The following is a 13,416-nucleotide window of genomic DNA, read 5'->3' on the forward strand; positions in this document are numbered from 1 at the left end:
CACCATCCAATCGTGGCGGTCCAAAGAGAAGAGCCCGCGGCGCTTGTGGCGGCACCGCGGACGGTAAATGTGTCAAATCAGACGCGGCGCTTCTTGCGCGGGCGGCAGCCATTGTGCGGGATCGGCGTGACGTCACGGATCGAGGTGATCGTGAAGCCGGCGGCCTGCAGGGCGCGAAGCGCCGACTCGCGGCCCGAACCGGGACCGGAGACTTCGACTTCCAGCGACTTCATGCCGTGATCCTGCGCCTTCTTGGCAGCGTCTTCCGCCGCCATCTGGGCGGCAAAGGGCGTCGATTTGCGCGAGCCCTTGAAATTCTTCAGACCAGCCGAGGACCAGGAAATAGCATTGCCCTGGGCGTCGGTGATGGTGATCATGGTGTTGTTGAACGTCGACTTCACGTGCGCGACGCCAGACGAGATGTTCTTGCGTTCGCGACGGCGAACGCGGGCGGCTTCCTTGGCCATGTCTTACCCTTTCAACGATATCTGCACCGCCGTAGTGCCAGCGGCTCCACCGGAAAGGCAATCCGTTGCACCACGCCCGGGAGCCGGGTCGTGGTTGCGACTTCGATTGCCTGATCCTTATTTCTTCTTGCCTGCGATGGCCTTTGCCGGACCCTTGCGGGTGCGGGCATTGGTGTGCGTGCGCTGACCGCGGACCGGAAGGCCACGACGATGGCGCAGACCGCGATAGCAGCCCAGATCCATCAAACGCTTCACATTCATCGATTTTTCACGACGCAGGTCGCCTTCGACCTGGTAGTCGCGGTCGATGGTTTCGCGGATCTGCAGAACTTCCGCATCGGAAAGTTCGTTGACCCGACGTTCCATCGGAATTCCCACCTTCTCCACGATTTCCTGGGCAAACTTGGTGCCGATACCGTGGATGTAGGTCAGCGCGATGACAACGCGCTTGTTCGTCGGGATGTTGACGCCAGCAATACGGGCCACGCCTGTTCTCCTTGAATTCCGGACCGGAGCCCGGCTTCCTTCCATATCACGGCACAGGGCCGTGGGTTCTCCGCAGGATCGACCGCACTGGGCGGCGTGATGATCCGAGGTCTCGTCTTTGCGCAATATCGGGCGGAAAACCGGTTTCGACTTTTCCTGAAATGCCCGAGAATTCCCGACACGATGAAAACGACCAGTAGCGTATCCCCATTGCCGGGACGACGCGCTGATCGCTCAAGAGTCGCGAGTTGCGCGGTCTTTAGCGGACTCGGGCGGGTTTCGTCAACCTCCCCGGCTCCGGTAAATTAGGCCGTGGCTGTTGCCAGCACGGCTTCGATCGACTTTGTCACCGCATCGATCGACTGCATGCCATCGACGGTGACCAACTTGTCCTTGGCGTAATAGTAGCCGATCAGCGGTGCGGTCTTCTTGTAATATTCCCGCAAACGCTCATCGTAGACCTCGGCATTATCATCCTTGCGCACCGGCTCACCGGCGGCCCGCGCCTCCTCGGCGCGTTTGAGGATGCGGCCGACCATCGCCTTGTCGTCCACCACCAGTTCGACCACCACATCGAGCGACAGGCCCTTGGCGGCGAGCATGGCATTGACCGAATCGGCCTGCTGCAGCGTGCGCGGATAGCCATCGAGGATGAACCCCCGCTGGCAATCGGCGGCGTCGATGCGCTCGGAGACGATGGCATTGACGATGTCGTCGGACACCAGTTCGCCAGCTTCCATCACCGCCTTGGCCTTGCGCCCGACCTCGGTCTGCGCCTTGACGGCAGCCCGCAGCATGTCACCGGTGGACAGTTGCGGGATGCCCAGCTTGTCGACCAGCCGCTGCGCCTGCGTCCCCTTGCCGGCGCCGGGTGGTCCCAAAAGAATCAGCCTCATCGTCCCCTCTTTCCTCCCTGCAACTTCGACTTCTTGATCAGCCCCTCATATTGCTGCGCAATCAGATGACCCTGAATCTGCGCCACCGTGTCGAGCGTCACGCTGACGACGATCAGCAGCGAGGTGCCGCCGAGATAGAACGGCACGCCGGTCTGGGCGATCAGAAACTCCGGCAACAGGCAGACGATGACCAGGTAGATAGCGCCGACGACCGTGATGCGGGTGAGCACATAATCGATGTAGTTGGCGGTACGCTCGCCGGGACGGATGCCCGGAATGAAGCCGCCATGCTGCTTGAGATTGTCGGCGGTGTCCTTCGGATTGAAGACGATCGCCGTGTAGAAAAACGCGAAGAAGGCAATCATCGCCGCATAGAGCAGCATGTAGAGCGGCTGACCATGGCCGAGCGAGGCCAGTGCCGCCGTCGCCCAGCCGGGCAGCTCGGTGGTGTTGGAGAACCCAGCCAGCGTCGCCGGCAGCAAAAGCAGCGACGAGGCGAAGATCGGCGGGATGACACCGGCGGTGTTGAGCTTCAGCGGCAGGTGCGAGGTGTTGCCCTGGGCCATGCGCGAGCCGACCTGGCGCTTGGGATACTGGATCAACAGGCGCCGCTGGGCGCGCTCGATGAAGACGATGAAGGCGATGACGAGGACGGCGACGACGAGAACGCCGATGATGATGCCGGTCGACAGGGCGCCGGTCCGGCCCAGCTCGAGCGTTCCGGCCAGCGCGCCCGGCAGGGCGGCAACGATGCCGGCAAAGATGATCAGCGAAATGCCGTTGCCGATGCCGCGCGAGGTGATCTGCTCGCCGAGCCACATCAGGAACATCGTGCCGCCAACCAGGGTGATGACCGTCGAGATGCGGAAGAACCAGCCCGGATCGGTGGCGATGTTGTTGGCCGATTCCAGGCCGACGGCGATGCCGTAGGCCTGCAGGGTGCCGAGCAGAACGGTGCCGTAGCGGGTGTACTGGTTGATGACCTTGCGGCCCTGCTCGCCTTCCTTCTTCAGCTGCTCGAGGGTCGGGACGACCGAGGTCATCAGCTGAATGATGATCGAAGCGGAGATGTAGGGCATGATGCCGAGGGCAAAGATCGCCATGCGCTCGACGGCACCGCCGGAAAACATGTTGAAGAGACCGAGAATGCCGCCCGCCTGGCCCTGAAAGGCCTGGGCGAACGCCTCGGGATTGATGCCGGGCAATGGAATGTAGGTGCCGAGCCGATAGACCAAAAGCGCACCCAGCGTGAACCAGATGCGCTTCTTGAGATCCTCGGCCTTGGCGAAGGCGGAAAAATTCAGATTTGCTGCGAGCTGTTCGGCGGCTGATGCCATGGAGATCTCCAAGCTTCGTCCGGCCCCGGGACGAGTGGCCCTGCCGGCGATGCGAATTCCAAAAAGGCGGCGGTCCGGTGACGATCCTGCCGCACCCCCTCGCCTGCCCCGATATGCCGGTGCGTCGCACCGACCAGACCCATATGGGTGAAAAGCCGCCCGATGTGAAGCACCGGGCGGCCTGAAATGCCTAGTCGGCCGACTTGGCGGCAGGCAGTTCGATCGAACCGCCGGCCTTTTCGATCTTTTCGACCGCGGATTTCGAGGCACCGGCGACCTTGAGGGTCAGCTTGGCCTTGAGATCGCCATCGGCCAGAACGCGCACGCCATCCTTGACGCGGCGAATGACACCGGCAGCCTTCAGGGCGTCGGCATCGATGTCCTTCTTGGCATCGAGCTTGCCGGCATCGATCGCCGTCTGGATACGACCGAGCGAGACGACCGTGAAGTCCTTGGCAAAGATGTTGGTGAAGCCGCGCTTGGGCAGACGCCGGTAGATCGGCATCTGGCCGCCCTCGTAGCCCTTGATGGCAACGCCGCTGCGCGACTTCTGACCCTTGACGCCGCGACCACCGGTCTTGCCGGTGCCCGAGCCGATGCCGCGACCGACGCGCTTGCGCGAGTGGGTGGCGCCTTCGTTGTCGCGAATTTCGTTGAGTTTCATGTTCGCTGCTCCCAAATCACTTCTCGTCCACAACGCGGACGAGGTGGCTGACGGTGCGAATCATGCCGCGCACGGAAGGCGTATCCTCGAGCGTGCGGCGGCGATGCATCTTGTTCAATCCCAGTCCGATCAGCGTCTGACGCTGCGAACCCGGGCGACGGATCGGACTGCCGGTCTGTTCGACAGTGATCGTCTTTCCTTTTTTGGATTCAGCCATTTTCCGGCTCCCTCAAAAAGTCAGGCAGAACGCCCGGATTATTCTTCGTTGCCGACAATCGAGGCGCGGCGCGACTGCAGCGTGGCGTATTTCATGCCGCGCTGGGCCGCGATGTCCTTCGGATGCATCTGGTTCTTCAGAGCATCGAAGGTGGCACGCACCATGTTGTAGGGGTTGGACGAACCGGTCGACTTGGCAACAACGTCATGGACGCCGAGCGTCTCGAAGACGGCGCGCATCGGACCACCGGCGATGATGCCAGTACCGGCCTTGGCCGAACGAAGGAGCACCTTGCCGGCGCCGTGGCGGCCATGCACATCATGATGCAGGGTGCGGCCCGAACGCAGCGGCACGAAGATCAGTTCGCGCTTGGCAGCTTCGGTCGCCTTGCGGATGGCTTCCGGCACTTCGCGCGCCTTGCCATGACCGAAACCGACGCGACCCTTCTGGTCACCGACCACGACGAGGGCGGCAAAACCGAAACGGCGGCCGCCCTTGACGACCTTGGCAACGCGGTTGATGTGAACCAGCTTGTCGACGAATTCGCTGTCGCGCTCGTCGTCACGACCGCGATTGTCGCGGCGTCCTTCTCTTGCCATTGTCCTTTTCCTTTTTCTTTTCCGGAATCAATCGGCTGTTGTTAGAATGAGAGACCGCCCTCGCGGGCAGCATCGGCGAGGGCCTTGACGCGGCCATGAAAGATGAAGGCGCCGCGGTCGAACACCACTTCCTTGACGCCGGCAGCCGTCGCCCGCTCGGCGATCAGTTTGCCGACCGCCTCGGCAGCGGCAACATCGGCACCGGTCTTGAGCTTGTCGCGCAGACCCGCATCGAGCGTTGAAGCTGCGGCAAGCGTGCGCCCGGCGGCATCGTCGATGACCTGAACATAGATGTTCTTGGACGAGCGATGCACGGACAGGCGCGGACGACCGTTCGCAACCTTCTTGAGTTGACGGCGCACGCGGGCGGAGCGACGCGTAAGCGCTTGTTTGTTGGTAGCCATTTCGCGTCTTCCTTACTTCTTCTTGCCTTCCTTGCGGACAATCCGCTCCTCGGCATATTTGACGCCCTTGCCCTTGTAGGGCTCCGGCGGACGGTAGCTGCGGATTTCCGCGGCAGCCTGGCCAAGGACCTGCTTGTCGACGCCGTTGAGAACGATCTCAGTCGGCTTCGGGCAGGCAATCGAGATGCCTTCCGGCGGCTGATAGACCACATCGTGGCTAAAGCCAAGCGCCAGTTGCAGGTTCTTTCCCTGCATGGTGGCGCGGTAGCCAACGCCGTTGATCTCGAGCTTGCGCTCGAAGCCATCCTTCACGCCGGTGAAGATATTGGCGATCATCGTGCGCGACATGCCCCACTTGGAGCGGGCATCCTTGGAATCGTCGACAGGAGCGACGACGACTTCGTTGTTTTCGAGCTTCAGCGACACTTCGTCATTGGCGACGTAGGTCAACTCGCCCTTCGGGCCCTTGGCTACGACTTTCTGGCCGTCAATGGTGGCCGTCACGCCGTCGGGAACCGAAATGGGTTTCTTGCCGATACGAGACATTTTTCAAACCTGTCTGTTCGAGTTTCGGGTTCAGCGCGATCAGAAGATCGAGCAGAGAACCTCGCCACCAACATTCTGCTCACGCGCCTGGTGATCGGCCAACACGCCCTTCGGGGTCGAAAGGATGGTGATGCCGAGACCGTTGGCGACCTGCGGAATGGACTTGACCGAGACGTAGACCCGACGGCCGGGCTTGGACACGCGCGCGATTTCGCGAATGACCGGAGCGCCTTCGTGGTACTTCAGCTCGATGCTGATTTCCGACTTGCCGTTGTCGAACGAGGTTTCCGAATAGCCGCGGATATATCCTTCGGCCTGGAGAACATCGAGAACGCGGGCCCGGAGCTTGGAAGCCGGGGTGGAAACGGAGGATTTCCGACGGGAAATTCCGTTACGGATACGGGTGAGCATATCGCCCAGCGGATCAGACATTGCCATGGTTGCGGCTCCTTACCAGCTCGACTTGACAAGACCCGGCACCTTGCCGAGCGACCCGAGTTCACGCAGCGCGATACGCGACATCCGCAGCTTGCGGTAGTAGGCGCGCGGGCGGCCGGTGACTTCGCAGCGGTTGCGAATGCGGGTCTTGGAGCTGTTGCGCGGCATTTCAGCCAGCTTCAGCGTGGCGCGGAACCGCTCTTCGATCGGCAGCTCACGATTGCTGACGACCTCCTTCAGAGCGGCGCGCTTTTCAGCGTCGCGGGCGACCAGCTTGCGGCGGCGCTTGTTCTTTTCGATAGCGCTGACTTTCGCCATATCGGTTTTCCTTTTTTACGAATGCCGTAACGGTTACTGACGGAACGGGAAGTTGAACGCCTTCAACAGCGCCCGGGCTTCGTCGTCGGTGCTTGCCGTCGTACAAACGATGATGTCCATGCCCCAGATCTGATCAACCTTGTCGTAGTTGATCTCCGGAAACACGATGTGTTCCTTGATGCCCATGGCAAAATTGCCGCGGCCATCGAAGCTCTTCGGGTTCAGGCCGCGGAAATCGCGAACGCGCGGCAGCGCGATGTTGATCAGGCGATCCATGAATTCGTACATGCGGACATTGCGCAAGGTGACCTTGGCGCCGATCGGCATGTCTTCGCGCAGCTTGAAGCCGGCAATGGAATTGCGGGCGCGGGTGATCACCGGACGCTGACCGGCGATCGCCGCCAGGTCCTCGGCGGCAACAGCCGGCTTCTTGGAGTCTGCCGTCGATTCACCGATGCCCATGTTGATGACAATCTTGTCAACGCGCGGGATCTGCATCTCGTTGGCATAGCCGAACTCTTCGCGCAGCTTGGTGCGGATGGTGTTGACGTATTCCGTCTTCAACCGCGGCTCATACTTGGTGTCAGCCATCGATGACTTCTCCCGAACGCTTGGCAACGCGCACCTTCTTGTCACCATCGACCTTGAAACCGACGCGGGTCGGCTTGCCGTCCTTGGGATCGGCAATGGCGAGGTTCGACAGGTGGATCGGCGCTTCCTTGTTGATGATGCCGGCTTCCTGGCTCTGCGTCTGGCGCTGGTGGCGCTTGACGACATTGATGCCCTGAACGACGGCGCGGTCTTCCTTCGGCATGACGGCCACGACATCGCCGGTGCGGCCCTTGTCCTTGCCGGCGAGAACGACGACCTTGTCGCCTTTGCGGATCTTCTGCACAGCTTTTCTCCTCAGAGCACTTCGGGGGCCAGCGAGATGATCTTCATGTGGCGCTTGCCACGAAGTTCACGCGGCACCGGGCCGAAGATGCGGGTGCCAACCGGCTCTTTGTTGTTGTTGACCAGGACGGCGGCATTGCCGTCGAAGCGGATGACGGTGCCATCGGCGCGGCGGATATCCTTGGCGGTGCGAACCACGACCGCCTTCATGACGTCGCCCTTCTTGACGCGGCCGCGCGGGATCGCTTCCTTCACCGACACCACGATGATGTCGCCGACCGAAGCGTATTTGCGCTTTGAACCGCCCAGCACCTTGATGCACTGAACACGACGGGCGCCGGAATTGTCGGCGACCTCGAGGTTTGTTTGCATCTGAATCATGACGGGATGCCTTCTTCTATTGGCCGATGGTCAGAACCAGCGGCGTTGACTGCTGTCGTTATACCTGGTCGGCGGAAATGACCGACCAGCACTTGTCCTTGGAGATCGGCGCACATTCCTGGATGAACACATTGTCACCCACCTTGTGCGCGTTGCTCTCGTCATGCGCCTTGTACTTCTTGGAGCGACGGACCGTTTTCTGAAACATCGGGTGCGCGAAACGGCGCTCGACGCGGACAACGACGGTCTTGTCGTTCTTGTCGCTTACAACGACGCCCTGCAGGATGCGTTTTGGCATTTTGTTCTGGTCCTCAGGCCTTGGTGTCCGCCGCCTTCTGGCGGCTGATCGTCTTGATGCGGGCAATATCGCGGCGCACCTGGCGCACGCGCGACGTCTTTTCCAGCTGGCTGGTGGCCGTCTGGAAACGCAGGTTGAACTGCTCTTTCTTCAGCTTGGCAAGCTCATCGTTGAGCTCGTCGACGCTCATGGCGCGGACATCTGCGGCTTTCATGGTCGTTTCCTTACTCTGCGATGCGTTGCACGAAGCGGGTCTTGACCGAAAGCTTGGCGGCGCCGAGGCGCAGTGCTTCGCGGGCAATCTCTTCGCTGACGCCGTCAATCTCGAACATGATCCGGCCAGGCTTGACACGCGCGGCCCAATAATCGACCGAGCCCTTGCCCTTACCCATGCGGACTTCCGTCGGCTTGGAGGTGACAGGCAGGTCCGGGAAGATGCGGATCCAGACGCGACCAGCACGCTTCATGTGACGGGTGATGGCGCGACGGGCAGCTTCGATCTGACGTGCATTGACGCGATCTGGCTCCTGCGCCTTCAAGCCGAACGAACCGAAATTCAGGTCACTGCCACCCTTGGCAACGCCCTTGATGCGGCCCTTGAACTGCTTGCGGTACTTGGTACGCTTTGGCTGCAACATTGTTCACATTCTCCGAATTACGTAACCAGCGCTCAGGCGTTTTCGCGCCGGCGGTTGCCGCCCGATGCATCGCCTTCGGTGGCGCGGCGCTCGGAGGCCATGGGGTCGTGCTCGAGGATCTCGCCCTTGAAGATCCAAACCTTGACGCCGCAGATGCCATAGGCGGTCTGGGCTTCGGCGGTGCCGTAGTCGATGTCGGCGCGCAGCGTGTGCAGCGGCACCCGGCCCTCGCGGTACCACTCGGTGCGGGCAATCTCGGCGCCGCCAAGACGACCGCCGCAGGTGATGCGGATGCCTTCGGCACCAAGACGCATGGCCGACTGGACGGAGCGCTTCATGGCGCGCCGGAAGGCGATGCGGCGCTCAAGCTGCTGGGCGATCGACTGTGCCACCAGCGTGGCGTCGACTTCCGGCTTGCGCACCTCGACGATGTTGAGATGCGTTTCCGAGCGGGTCATTTCCTGCAGCTTGCGGCGCAGCTTCTCGATGTCGGCGCCCTTCTTGCCGATGATCAGTCCCGGGCGGGCGGCATGGATCGTGACGCGGCACTTCTTGTGCGGACGCTCGATGACGATCTTGGACACGCCGGCCTGCTTGAGTTCGTTCTGCAGGTAGGAGCGGATCTTGAGATCCTCATGCAACAGCTGACCATATTCGGCATTGTCGGCGAACCAACGGCTGTCCCAGGTGCGGTTGATGCCGAGGCGGAAACCGATCGGATTGATTTTCTGACCCATTATGCGGCCTCCTGCTCTTCGACTGCACGCACGACGATGGTGAGGTGCGAGAACGGCTTCTCGATGCGCGATGCGCGGCCGCGGCCACGGGCGTGGAAACGCTTCATGACGATCGACTTGCCGACAAAGGCCTCGGCGACGACCAGAGCGTCCACGTCGAGGTCATGATTGTTTTCCGCGTTGGCAATCGCCGATTCCAGCGTCTTGCGGACCGTCCCGGCAATCCGCTTGCGCGAAAATTCGAGATCGGCAAGAGCCTGCTCGACCTTCTTGCCGCGGATCATTGCCGCAACGAGATTGAGCTTCTGCGGGCTGACGCGAATGGTGCGGGCGACGGCCTGAGCCTCATTGTCCTTGAGCCGGCGCGGGGTTTTTGCCTTGCCCATCGTTACTTCCTCTTCGCTTTCTTATCGGCGCCGTGACCGTAATAGGTCCGGGTCGGAGCGTATTCGCCAAGCTTCTGGCCCACCATGTCTTCGGAAACCGAAACCGGGATGTGCTTGCTGCCGTTGTAGACGCCGAAGGTCAGTCCGACGAACTGCGGCAGGATGGTGGAGCGGCGGCTCCACGTCTTGATTACTTCATTGCGGCCGCCTTCACGGACCTTCTCAGCTTTCTTGAGAAGATAACCGTCAACAAACGGACCTTTCCAAACCGAACGAGCCATTCTCGACGTCCTCTCTTATTTCTTGCGCTGGTGGCGCGACCGCATGATGAAGCGATCCGTCGACTTGTTCGAACGGGTGCGCTTGCCCTTGGTCGGCTTGCCCCAGGGACTGACAGGGTGGCGACCACCCGATGTACGGCCTTCACCACCGCCATGCGGGTGATCGACCGGGTTCATGGCAACACCGCGAACGGAAGGACGCTTGCCGCGCCAGCGGGTGCGACCGGCCTTGCCGTCATTGATGTTGAGGTGATCGGGGTTGGAGACGGCACCGACCGTGGCCAGGCACAGGCCCTGCACGAGGCGCTGCTCACCGGAATTGAGCCGCAGGATGGCCATGCCCTGGTCACGACCGACCAGTTGCGCATAGGCGCCGGCCGAACGGGCCACCTGGCCGCCTTTTTGCGGTTTCATCTCGATGTTGTGCACGATCGTGCCGACCGGCATGAACTGCAGCGGCATCGTGTTGCCCGGCTTGACGTCGACTGCCTTGTCGGAGGCGATGACCTTGTCACCAACCGCCAGACGCTGCGGCGCCAGGATGTAGGACTGCTCGCCATCCGAATAGGTGATCAGGGCGATGAAGGCGGTGCGGTTCGGGTCATATTCCAGACGCTCGACCGTCGCTTCGACATTGAACTTGCGACGCTTGAAATCGACGATCCGGTAGGTGCGCTTGTGTCCGCCACCAATCCGGCGCGCCGTGATGCGGCCGGTGTTGTTGCGGCCGCCCTTGCGCGACAGACCTTCGGTCAGGCTCTTGACCGGCTTGCCCTTGTGCAGACCCGAACGGTCGACGATGACCAGCTGGCGCTGGCTCGGTGTCGTCGGGTTGTAAGTCTTGAGTGCCATGTTTCCGTTCCCTTTGGGGGCTGTTCCGCTCGACCTTACAGGCCGGTGGTGACGTCGATCGACTGACCGTCAGCCAGCGTCACATACGCTTTCTTCACATCGTTCTGCTTGCCGACATGACCGCGGAAGCGCTTGGTCTTGCCCTTGCGCAGCAACGTGTTGACGGCGGTGACCTTGACCCCGAACAGCGCTTCGACAGCGGCCTTGATTTCCGGCTTGCTGGCGCTGCGGGCGACATTGAAGACGACCTGGTTGGATTCCGACGCCAGGGTCGACTTTTCGGTGATCGACGGCGAGACGATCACGTCATAGTGGCGAAGATCGGTCATTTGAAGCGTTCCTCCAGGGCCGCCAGGGCGTCCTTCGACAAGACCAGCTTGCCGCGGCGCAGGATGTCGTAAACATTGATCCCCTGAACCGGCAGAACATCGACATTCGGGATGTTCTTGGCCGCCAGGCGGAAATTGGTGTCGAGCTCGTTGCCACCGATGACCAGGGCATTGGTGATGCCGAGCTTGCCGAGCGAGGCCGCGAGACCCTTGGTCTTGGCTTCGGACGCGGTCAGAGCGTCGATGACGATCAGGTCGGATCCCTTGGCCTTGACCGACAGCGCATGGCGCAGGCCGAGAGCGCGGACCTTCTTGGGCAGATCATGGGCATGGCTGCGCACGACCGGTCCGTGGGCACGGCCACCGCCGCGGAACTGCGGCGCACGCGCCGAGTGGTGACGGGCGCGGCCGGTGCCCTTCTGCTTGTACATCTTGGCGCCGGTGCGCGAGACTTCCGAGCGGCCGAGGGTCTTGTGCGTGCCCTGCTGGCGCTTGGCCAGCTGCCAGCGCACGACGCGCTGCAGAAGATCCTGGCGCGGATCGAGGCCGAAGACGGTGTCGGAAAGCGAAATCTTCCCGGCGTCCTTGCCTTCAAGGGTGGTGATGGTGAGATCCATTATTCGGCTCCCTCATTCGAGGCCTCGGCAGCAGGCGCTGCGTCATTTGATGCTTCGGCAGCTGCTGCAGCCGCGCGCAGACCCGCAGGACGGGGTGCATCGGCCGGAACGCCGGACTTGATGGCGTCACGCACGACGATCCAGGAGCCCTTGGCACCCGGTACGGCGCCGCGAACAAGGATCAGACCGCGATCAGCGTCGGTCGAGACAACCTGCAGGTTCTGGGTCGTGACCTTGGTCTGACCCATGTGGCCGGCCATCTTCTTGCCCTTCCAGACCTTTCCCGGATCCTGGTTGGAACCGGTCGAGCCGTGCGAACGGTGCGAGACCGAGACGCCGTGGGTGGCGCGCAGGCCGCCGAAATTGTGCCGCTTCATGGCACCGGCGAAGCCCTTGCCCTGGGTGATCCCCGAGACATCGACAAGCTGGCCGGCAATGAAGTGCTCGGCGGTCAGTTCCGCGCCGACATCAATCAGATTGTCGGTGGAGACGCGAAACTCGACGACCTTGCTCTTCGGCTCGACCTTGGCGACCGAGAAATGGCCGCGCAGGGCCTTGGACGTGTTCTTGACCTTGGCCATGCCGGCACCGAGCTGAACGGCGGTGTAACCGTTCTTTTCGTCGGTCCGCTGGGCCACAACCTGGCAGTTGTCCAGCTTGAGGACGGTCACGGGGACGTGTTCGCCGGCGTCGTTGTAGACCCGGGTCATCCCAACCTTCTGTGCAATCACACCTGAACGCATCGGTTCGTTCCTCTCGAAGCGGCCGTCGGGGCGCCCTGCCCCTCAAGCCTCTTGGTTTTCAGCTCTCGGCCCCTGGCCTTAAAGCTTGATTTCCACATCCACGCCGGCAGCCAGGTCGAGCTTCATCAAAGCGTCGACGGTCTGCGGCGTCGGGTCCACAATGTCGAGCAAGCGCTTGTGGGTGCGCATCTCGAACTGTTCGCGGCTTTTCTTGTCGATGTGCGGCGAACGGTTGACCGTGAATTTTTCAATGCGGGTCGGCAGCGGAACCGGACCGCGGACACCGGCACCGGTGCGCTTGGCGGTCGAAACGATTTCGCGCGTCGAGGCATCGAGCACCCGGTGGTCAAACGCCTTGAGGCGGATGCGGATATTCTGGCCGTTCATTCGACTTGTCCTTGTTCGTGTGAGATGCCGTGCGCGACCCGATGGACGGGCCCCGCACGGCCTTCACTTTTTTTCTTACTCGATGATGGAAGCGACGATGCCGGCACCGACGGTACGGCCGCCTTCACGGATGGCGAAGCGCAGCTTCTCTTCCATGGCGATCGGCACGATCAGCGCCACATCGACCGTCACATTGTCGCCCGGCATCACCATCTCGGTGCCTTCCGGCAGCGTCACGATGCCCGTCACATCCGTCGTCCGGAAGTAGAACTGCGGACGGTAGTTGGTGAAGAACGGCGTATGACGGCCACCCTCTTCCTTGGTCAGGATGTAGGCCTCGGCCTTGAACTTGGTGTGCGGCTTGACCGAACCGGGCTTGCAGAGAACCTGGCCGCGCTCGACACCGTCACGCTCGACACCGCGCAGCAGCGCACCGATATTGTCGCCCGCCTGGCCCTGGTCGAGCAGCTTGCGGAACATCTCGACGCCCGTGCAGATCGT

The 13,416-nt window shown here is 61.9% G+C and carries 26 protein-coding genes; all 26 read right to left on the reverse strand.

Annotated elements, in window-relative coordinates; translation table 11 throughout:
• Nucleotides 1–77: 77 nt before the first annotated feature.
• Complete coding sequence (rpsK, locus tag KY465_RS14745; protein WP_219202628.1) at nucleotides 78–467, reverse strand: 30S ribosomal protein S11; 390 nt, start codon at nucleotides 465–467, stop codon at nucleotides 78–80.
• Between the two features lie 117 nt (nucleotides 468–584).
• Nucleotides 585–953, reverse strand: coding sequence for a 30S ribosomal protein S13 (rpsM, locus tag KY465_RS14750; RefSeq protein ID WP_219202629.1), 369 nt, complete (start codon nucleotides 951–953; stop codon nucleotides 585–587).
• Nucleotides 954–1,258: 305 nt separating this feature from the next.
• Nucleotides 1,259–1,849 (reverse strand): adenylate kinase, encoded by a 591-nt coding sequence (locus KY465_RS14755; RefSeq protein ID WP_219202631.1) that lies wholly within the window; start codon nucleotides 1,847–1,849, stop codon nucleotides 1,259–1,261.
• Nucleotides 1,846–3,186 carry a preprotein translocase subunit SecY gene (gene secY / locus KY465_RS14760; protein WP_219202632.1) on the reverse strand — a complete coding sequence of 447 codons (1,341 nt, stop codon included), beginning with the start codon at nucleotides 3,184–3,186 and terminating at the stop codon, nucleotides 1,846–1,848. Before secY ends, KY465_RS14755 begins: the two co-directional genes overlap by 4 nt.
• 190 nt (nucleotides 3,187–3,376) lie before the next feature.
• Entirely contained in the window at nucleotides 3,377–3,850 is a 474-nt protein-coding gene (rplO, locus tag KY465_RS14765; RefSeq protein WP_219202634.1) for a 50S ribosomal protein L15, read from the reverse strand.
• Between the two features lie 16 nt (nucleotides 3,851–3,866).
• On the reverse strand, nucleotides 3,867–4,067 hold the full coding sequence (gene rpmD, locus KY465_RS14770; RefSeq protein WP_219202635.1) for a 50S ribosomal protein L30: 201 nt from the start codon (nucleotides 4,065–4,067) through the stop codon (nucleotides 3,867–3,869).
• 38 nt (nucleotides 4,068–4,105) lie between these two features.
• Complete coding sequence (rpsE, locus tag KY465_RS14775) at nucleotides 4,106–4,666, reverse strand: 30S ribosomal protein S5 (protein WP_219202637.1); 561 nt, start codon at nucleotides 4,664–4,666, stop codon at nucleotides 4,106–4,108.
• 41 nt (nucleotides 4,667–4,707) lie between these two features.
• Nucleotides 4,708–5,070, reverse strand: coding sequence for a 50S ribosomal protein L18 (gene rplR / locus KY465_RS14780; RefSeq protein ID WP_219202639.1), 363 nt, complete (start codon nucleotides 5,068–5,070; stop codon nucleotides 4,708–4,710).
• Between the two features lie 12 nt (nucleotides 5,071–5,082).
• Nucleotides 5,083–5,616: a 50S ribosomal protein L6 gene (rplF, locus tag KY465_RS14785; protein WP_219202641.1), complete on the reverse strand. Its 534-nt coding sequence runs from the start codon at nucleotides 5,614–5,616 to the stop codon at nucleotides 5,083–5,085.
• 39 nt (nucleotides 5,617–5,655) lie between these two features.
• Nucleotides 5,656–6,054, reverse strand: a complete 399-nt coding sequence (rpsH, locus tag KY465_RS14790) for a 30S ribosomal protein S8 (protein WP_219202643.1) — start codon at nucleotides 6,052–6,054, stop codon at nucleotides 5,656–5,658.
• Between the two features lie 12 nt (nucleotides 6,055–6,066).
• On the reverse strand, nucleotides 6,067–6,372 hold the full coding sequence (gene rpsN, locus KY465_RS14795; RefSeq protein WP_219202645.1) for a 30S ribosomal protein S14: 306 nt from the start codon (nucleotides 6,370–6,372) through the stop codon (nucleotides 6,067–6,069).
• A gap of 33 nt (nucleotides 6,373–6,405) precedes the next feature.
• Entirely contained in the window at nucleotides 6,406–6,963 is a 558-nt protein-coding gene (gene rplE, locus KY465_RS14800) for a 50S ribosomal protein L5 (RefSeq protein WP_219202647.1), read from the reverse strand.
• On the reverse strand, nucleotides 6,956–7,267 hold the full coding sequence (gene rplX / locus KY465_RS14805) for a 50S ribosomal protein L24 (RefSeq protein WP_219202649.1): 312 nt from the start codon (nucleotides 7,265–7,267) through the stop codon (nucleotides 6,956–6,958). Before rplX ends, rplE begins: the two co-directional genes overlap by 8 nt.
• An 11-nt stretch (nucleotides 7,268–7,278) precedes the next feature.
• Nucleotides 7,279–7,647, reverse strand: a complete 369-nt coding sequence (gene rplN / locus KY465_RS14810) for a 50S ribosomal protein L14 (RefSeq protein ID WP_219202651.1) — start codon at nucleotides 7,645–7,647, stop codon at nucleotides 7,279–7,281.
• Nucleotides 7,648–7,705: 58 nt separating this feature from the next.
• A complete protein-coding gene (gene rpsQ, locus KY465_RS14815) occupies nucleotides 7,706–7,945 on the reverse strand; it encodes a 30S ribosomal protein S17 (RefSeq protein ID WP_219202653.1) in 240 nt (79 codons plus the stop codon).
• A gap of 13 nt (nucleotides 7,946–7,958) precedes the next feature.
• The gene (gene rpmC, locus KY465_RS14820; RefSeq protein WP_219202655.1) at nucleotides 7,959–8,159 is read right to left on the reverse strand and encodes a 50S ribosomal protein L29; all 201 of its coding nucleotides are present in this window, start codon (nucleotides 8,157–8,159) and stop codon (nucleotides 7,959–7,961) included.
• Nucleotides 8,160–8,169: 10 nt separating this feature from the next.
• Complete coding sequence (gene rplP, locus KY465_RS14825; RefSeq protein WP_219202656.1) at nucleotides 8,170–8,583, reverse strand: 50S ribosomal protein L16; 414 nt, start codon at nucleotides 8,581–8,583, stop codon at nucleotides 8,170–8,172.
• A 32-nt stretch (nucleotides 8,584–8,615) separates the two neighbouring features.
• Nucleotides 8,616–9,320, reverse strand: a complete 705-nt coding sequence (gene rpsC, locus KY465_RS14830; RefSeq protein WP_219202658.1) for a 30S ribosomal protein S3 — start codon at nucleotides 9,318–9,320, stop codon at nucleotides 8,616–8,618.
• Nucleotides 9,320–9,706 carry a 50S ribosomal protein L22 gene (rplV, locus tag KY465_RS14835; protein WP_219202660.1) on the reverse strand — a complete coding sequence of 129 codons (387 nt, stop codon included), beginning with the start codon at nucleotides 9,704–9,706 and terminating at the stop codon, nucleotides 9,320–9,322. Before rplV ends, rpsC begins: the two co-directional genes overlap by 1 nt.
• A 2-nt stretch (nucleotides 9,707–9,708) precedes the next feature.
• On the reverse strand, nucleotides 9,709–9,987 hold the full coding sequence (gene rpsS / locus KY465_RS14840; RefSeq protein WP_219202662.1) for a 30S ribosomal protein S19: 279 nt from the start codon (nucleotides 9,985–9,987) through the stop codon (nucleotides 9,709–9,711).
• A 15-nt stretch (nucleotides 9,988–10,002) separates the two neighbouring features.
• Nucleotides 10,003–10,839, reverse strand: coding sequence for a 50S ribosomal protein L2 (gene rplB, locus KY465_RS14845; protein WP_219202664.1), 837 nt, complete (start codon nucleotides 10,837–10,839; stop codon nucleotides 10,003–10,005).
• Between the two features lie 35 nt (nucleotides 10,840–10,874).
• A complete protein-coding gene (locus tag KY465_RS14850; protein WP_219202667.1) occupies nucleotides 10,875–11,168 on the reverse strand; it encodes a 50S ribosomal protein L23 in 294 nt (97 codons plus the stop codon).
• Nucleotides 11,165–11,785 (reverse strand): 50S ribosomal protein L4, encoded by a 621-nt coding sequence (gene rplD, locus KY465_RS14855; protein ID WP_219202669.1) that lies wholly within the window; start codon nucleotides 11,783–11,785, stop codon nucleotides 11,165–11,167. Before rplD ends, KY465_RS14850 begins: the two co-directional genes overlap by 4 nt.
• Nucleotides 11,785–12,528, reverse strand: a complete 744-nt coding sequence (rplC, locus tag KY465_RS14860; protein ID WP_219202671.1) for a 50S ribosomal protein L3 — start codon at nucleotides 12,526–12,528, stop codon at nucleotides 11,785–11,787. The genes rplD and rplC overlap by 1 nt, the downstream gene beginning before the upstream one ends.
• A 78-nt stretch (nucleotides 12,529–12,606) precedes the next feature.
• Nucleotides 12,607–12,915 carry a 30S ribosomal protein S10 gene (gene rpsJ / locus KY465_RS14865; protein ID WP_026481640.1) on the reverse strand — a complete coding sequence of 103 codons (309 nt, stop codon included), beginning with the start codon at nucleotides 12,913–12,915 and terminating at the stop codon, nucleotides 12,607–12,609.
• A gap of 75 nt (nucleotides 12,916–12,990) precedes the next feature.
• The coding region (locus tag KY465_RS14870; protein ID WP_219202673.1) for an EF-Tu C-terminal domain-related protein at nucleotides 12,991–13,416 on the reverse strand (426 nt) is incomplete at its 5' end.

Origin of the sequence: Neohoeflea coraliihabitans (assembly GCF_019334345.1) — a bacterium.
Lineage (GTDB): Bacteria > Pseudomonadota > Alphaproteobacteria > Rhizobiales > Rhizobiaceae > Pseudohoeflea > Pseudohoeflea coraliihabitans.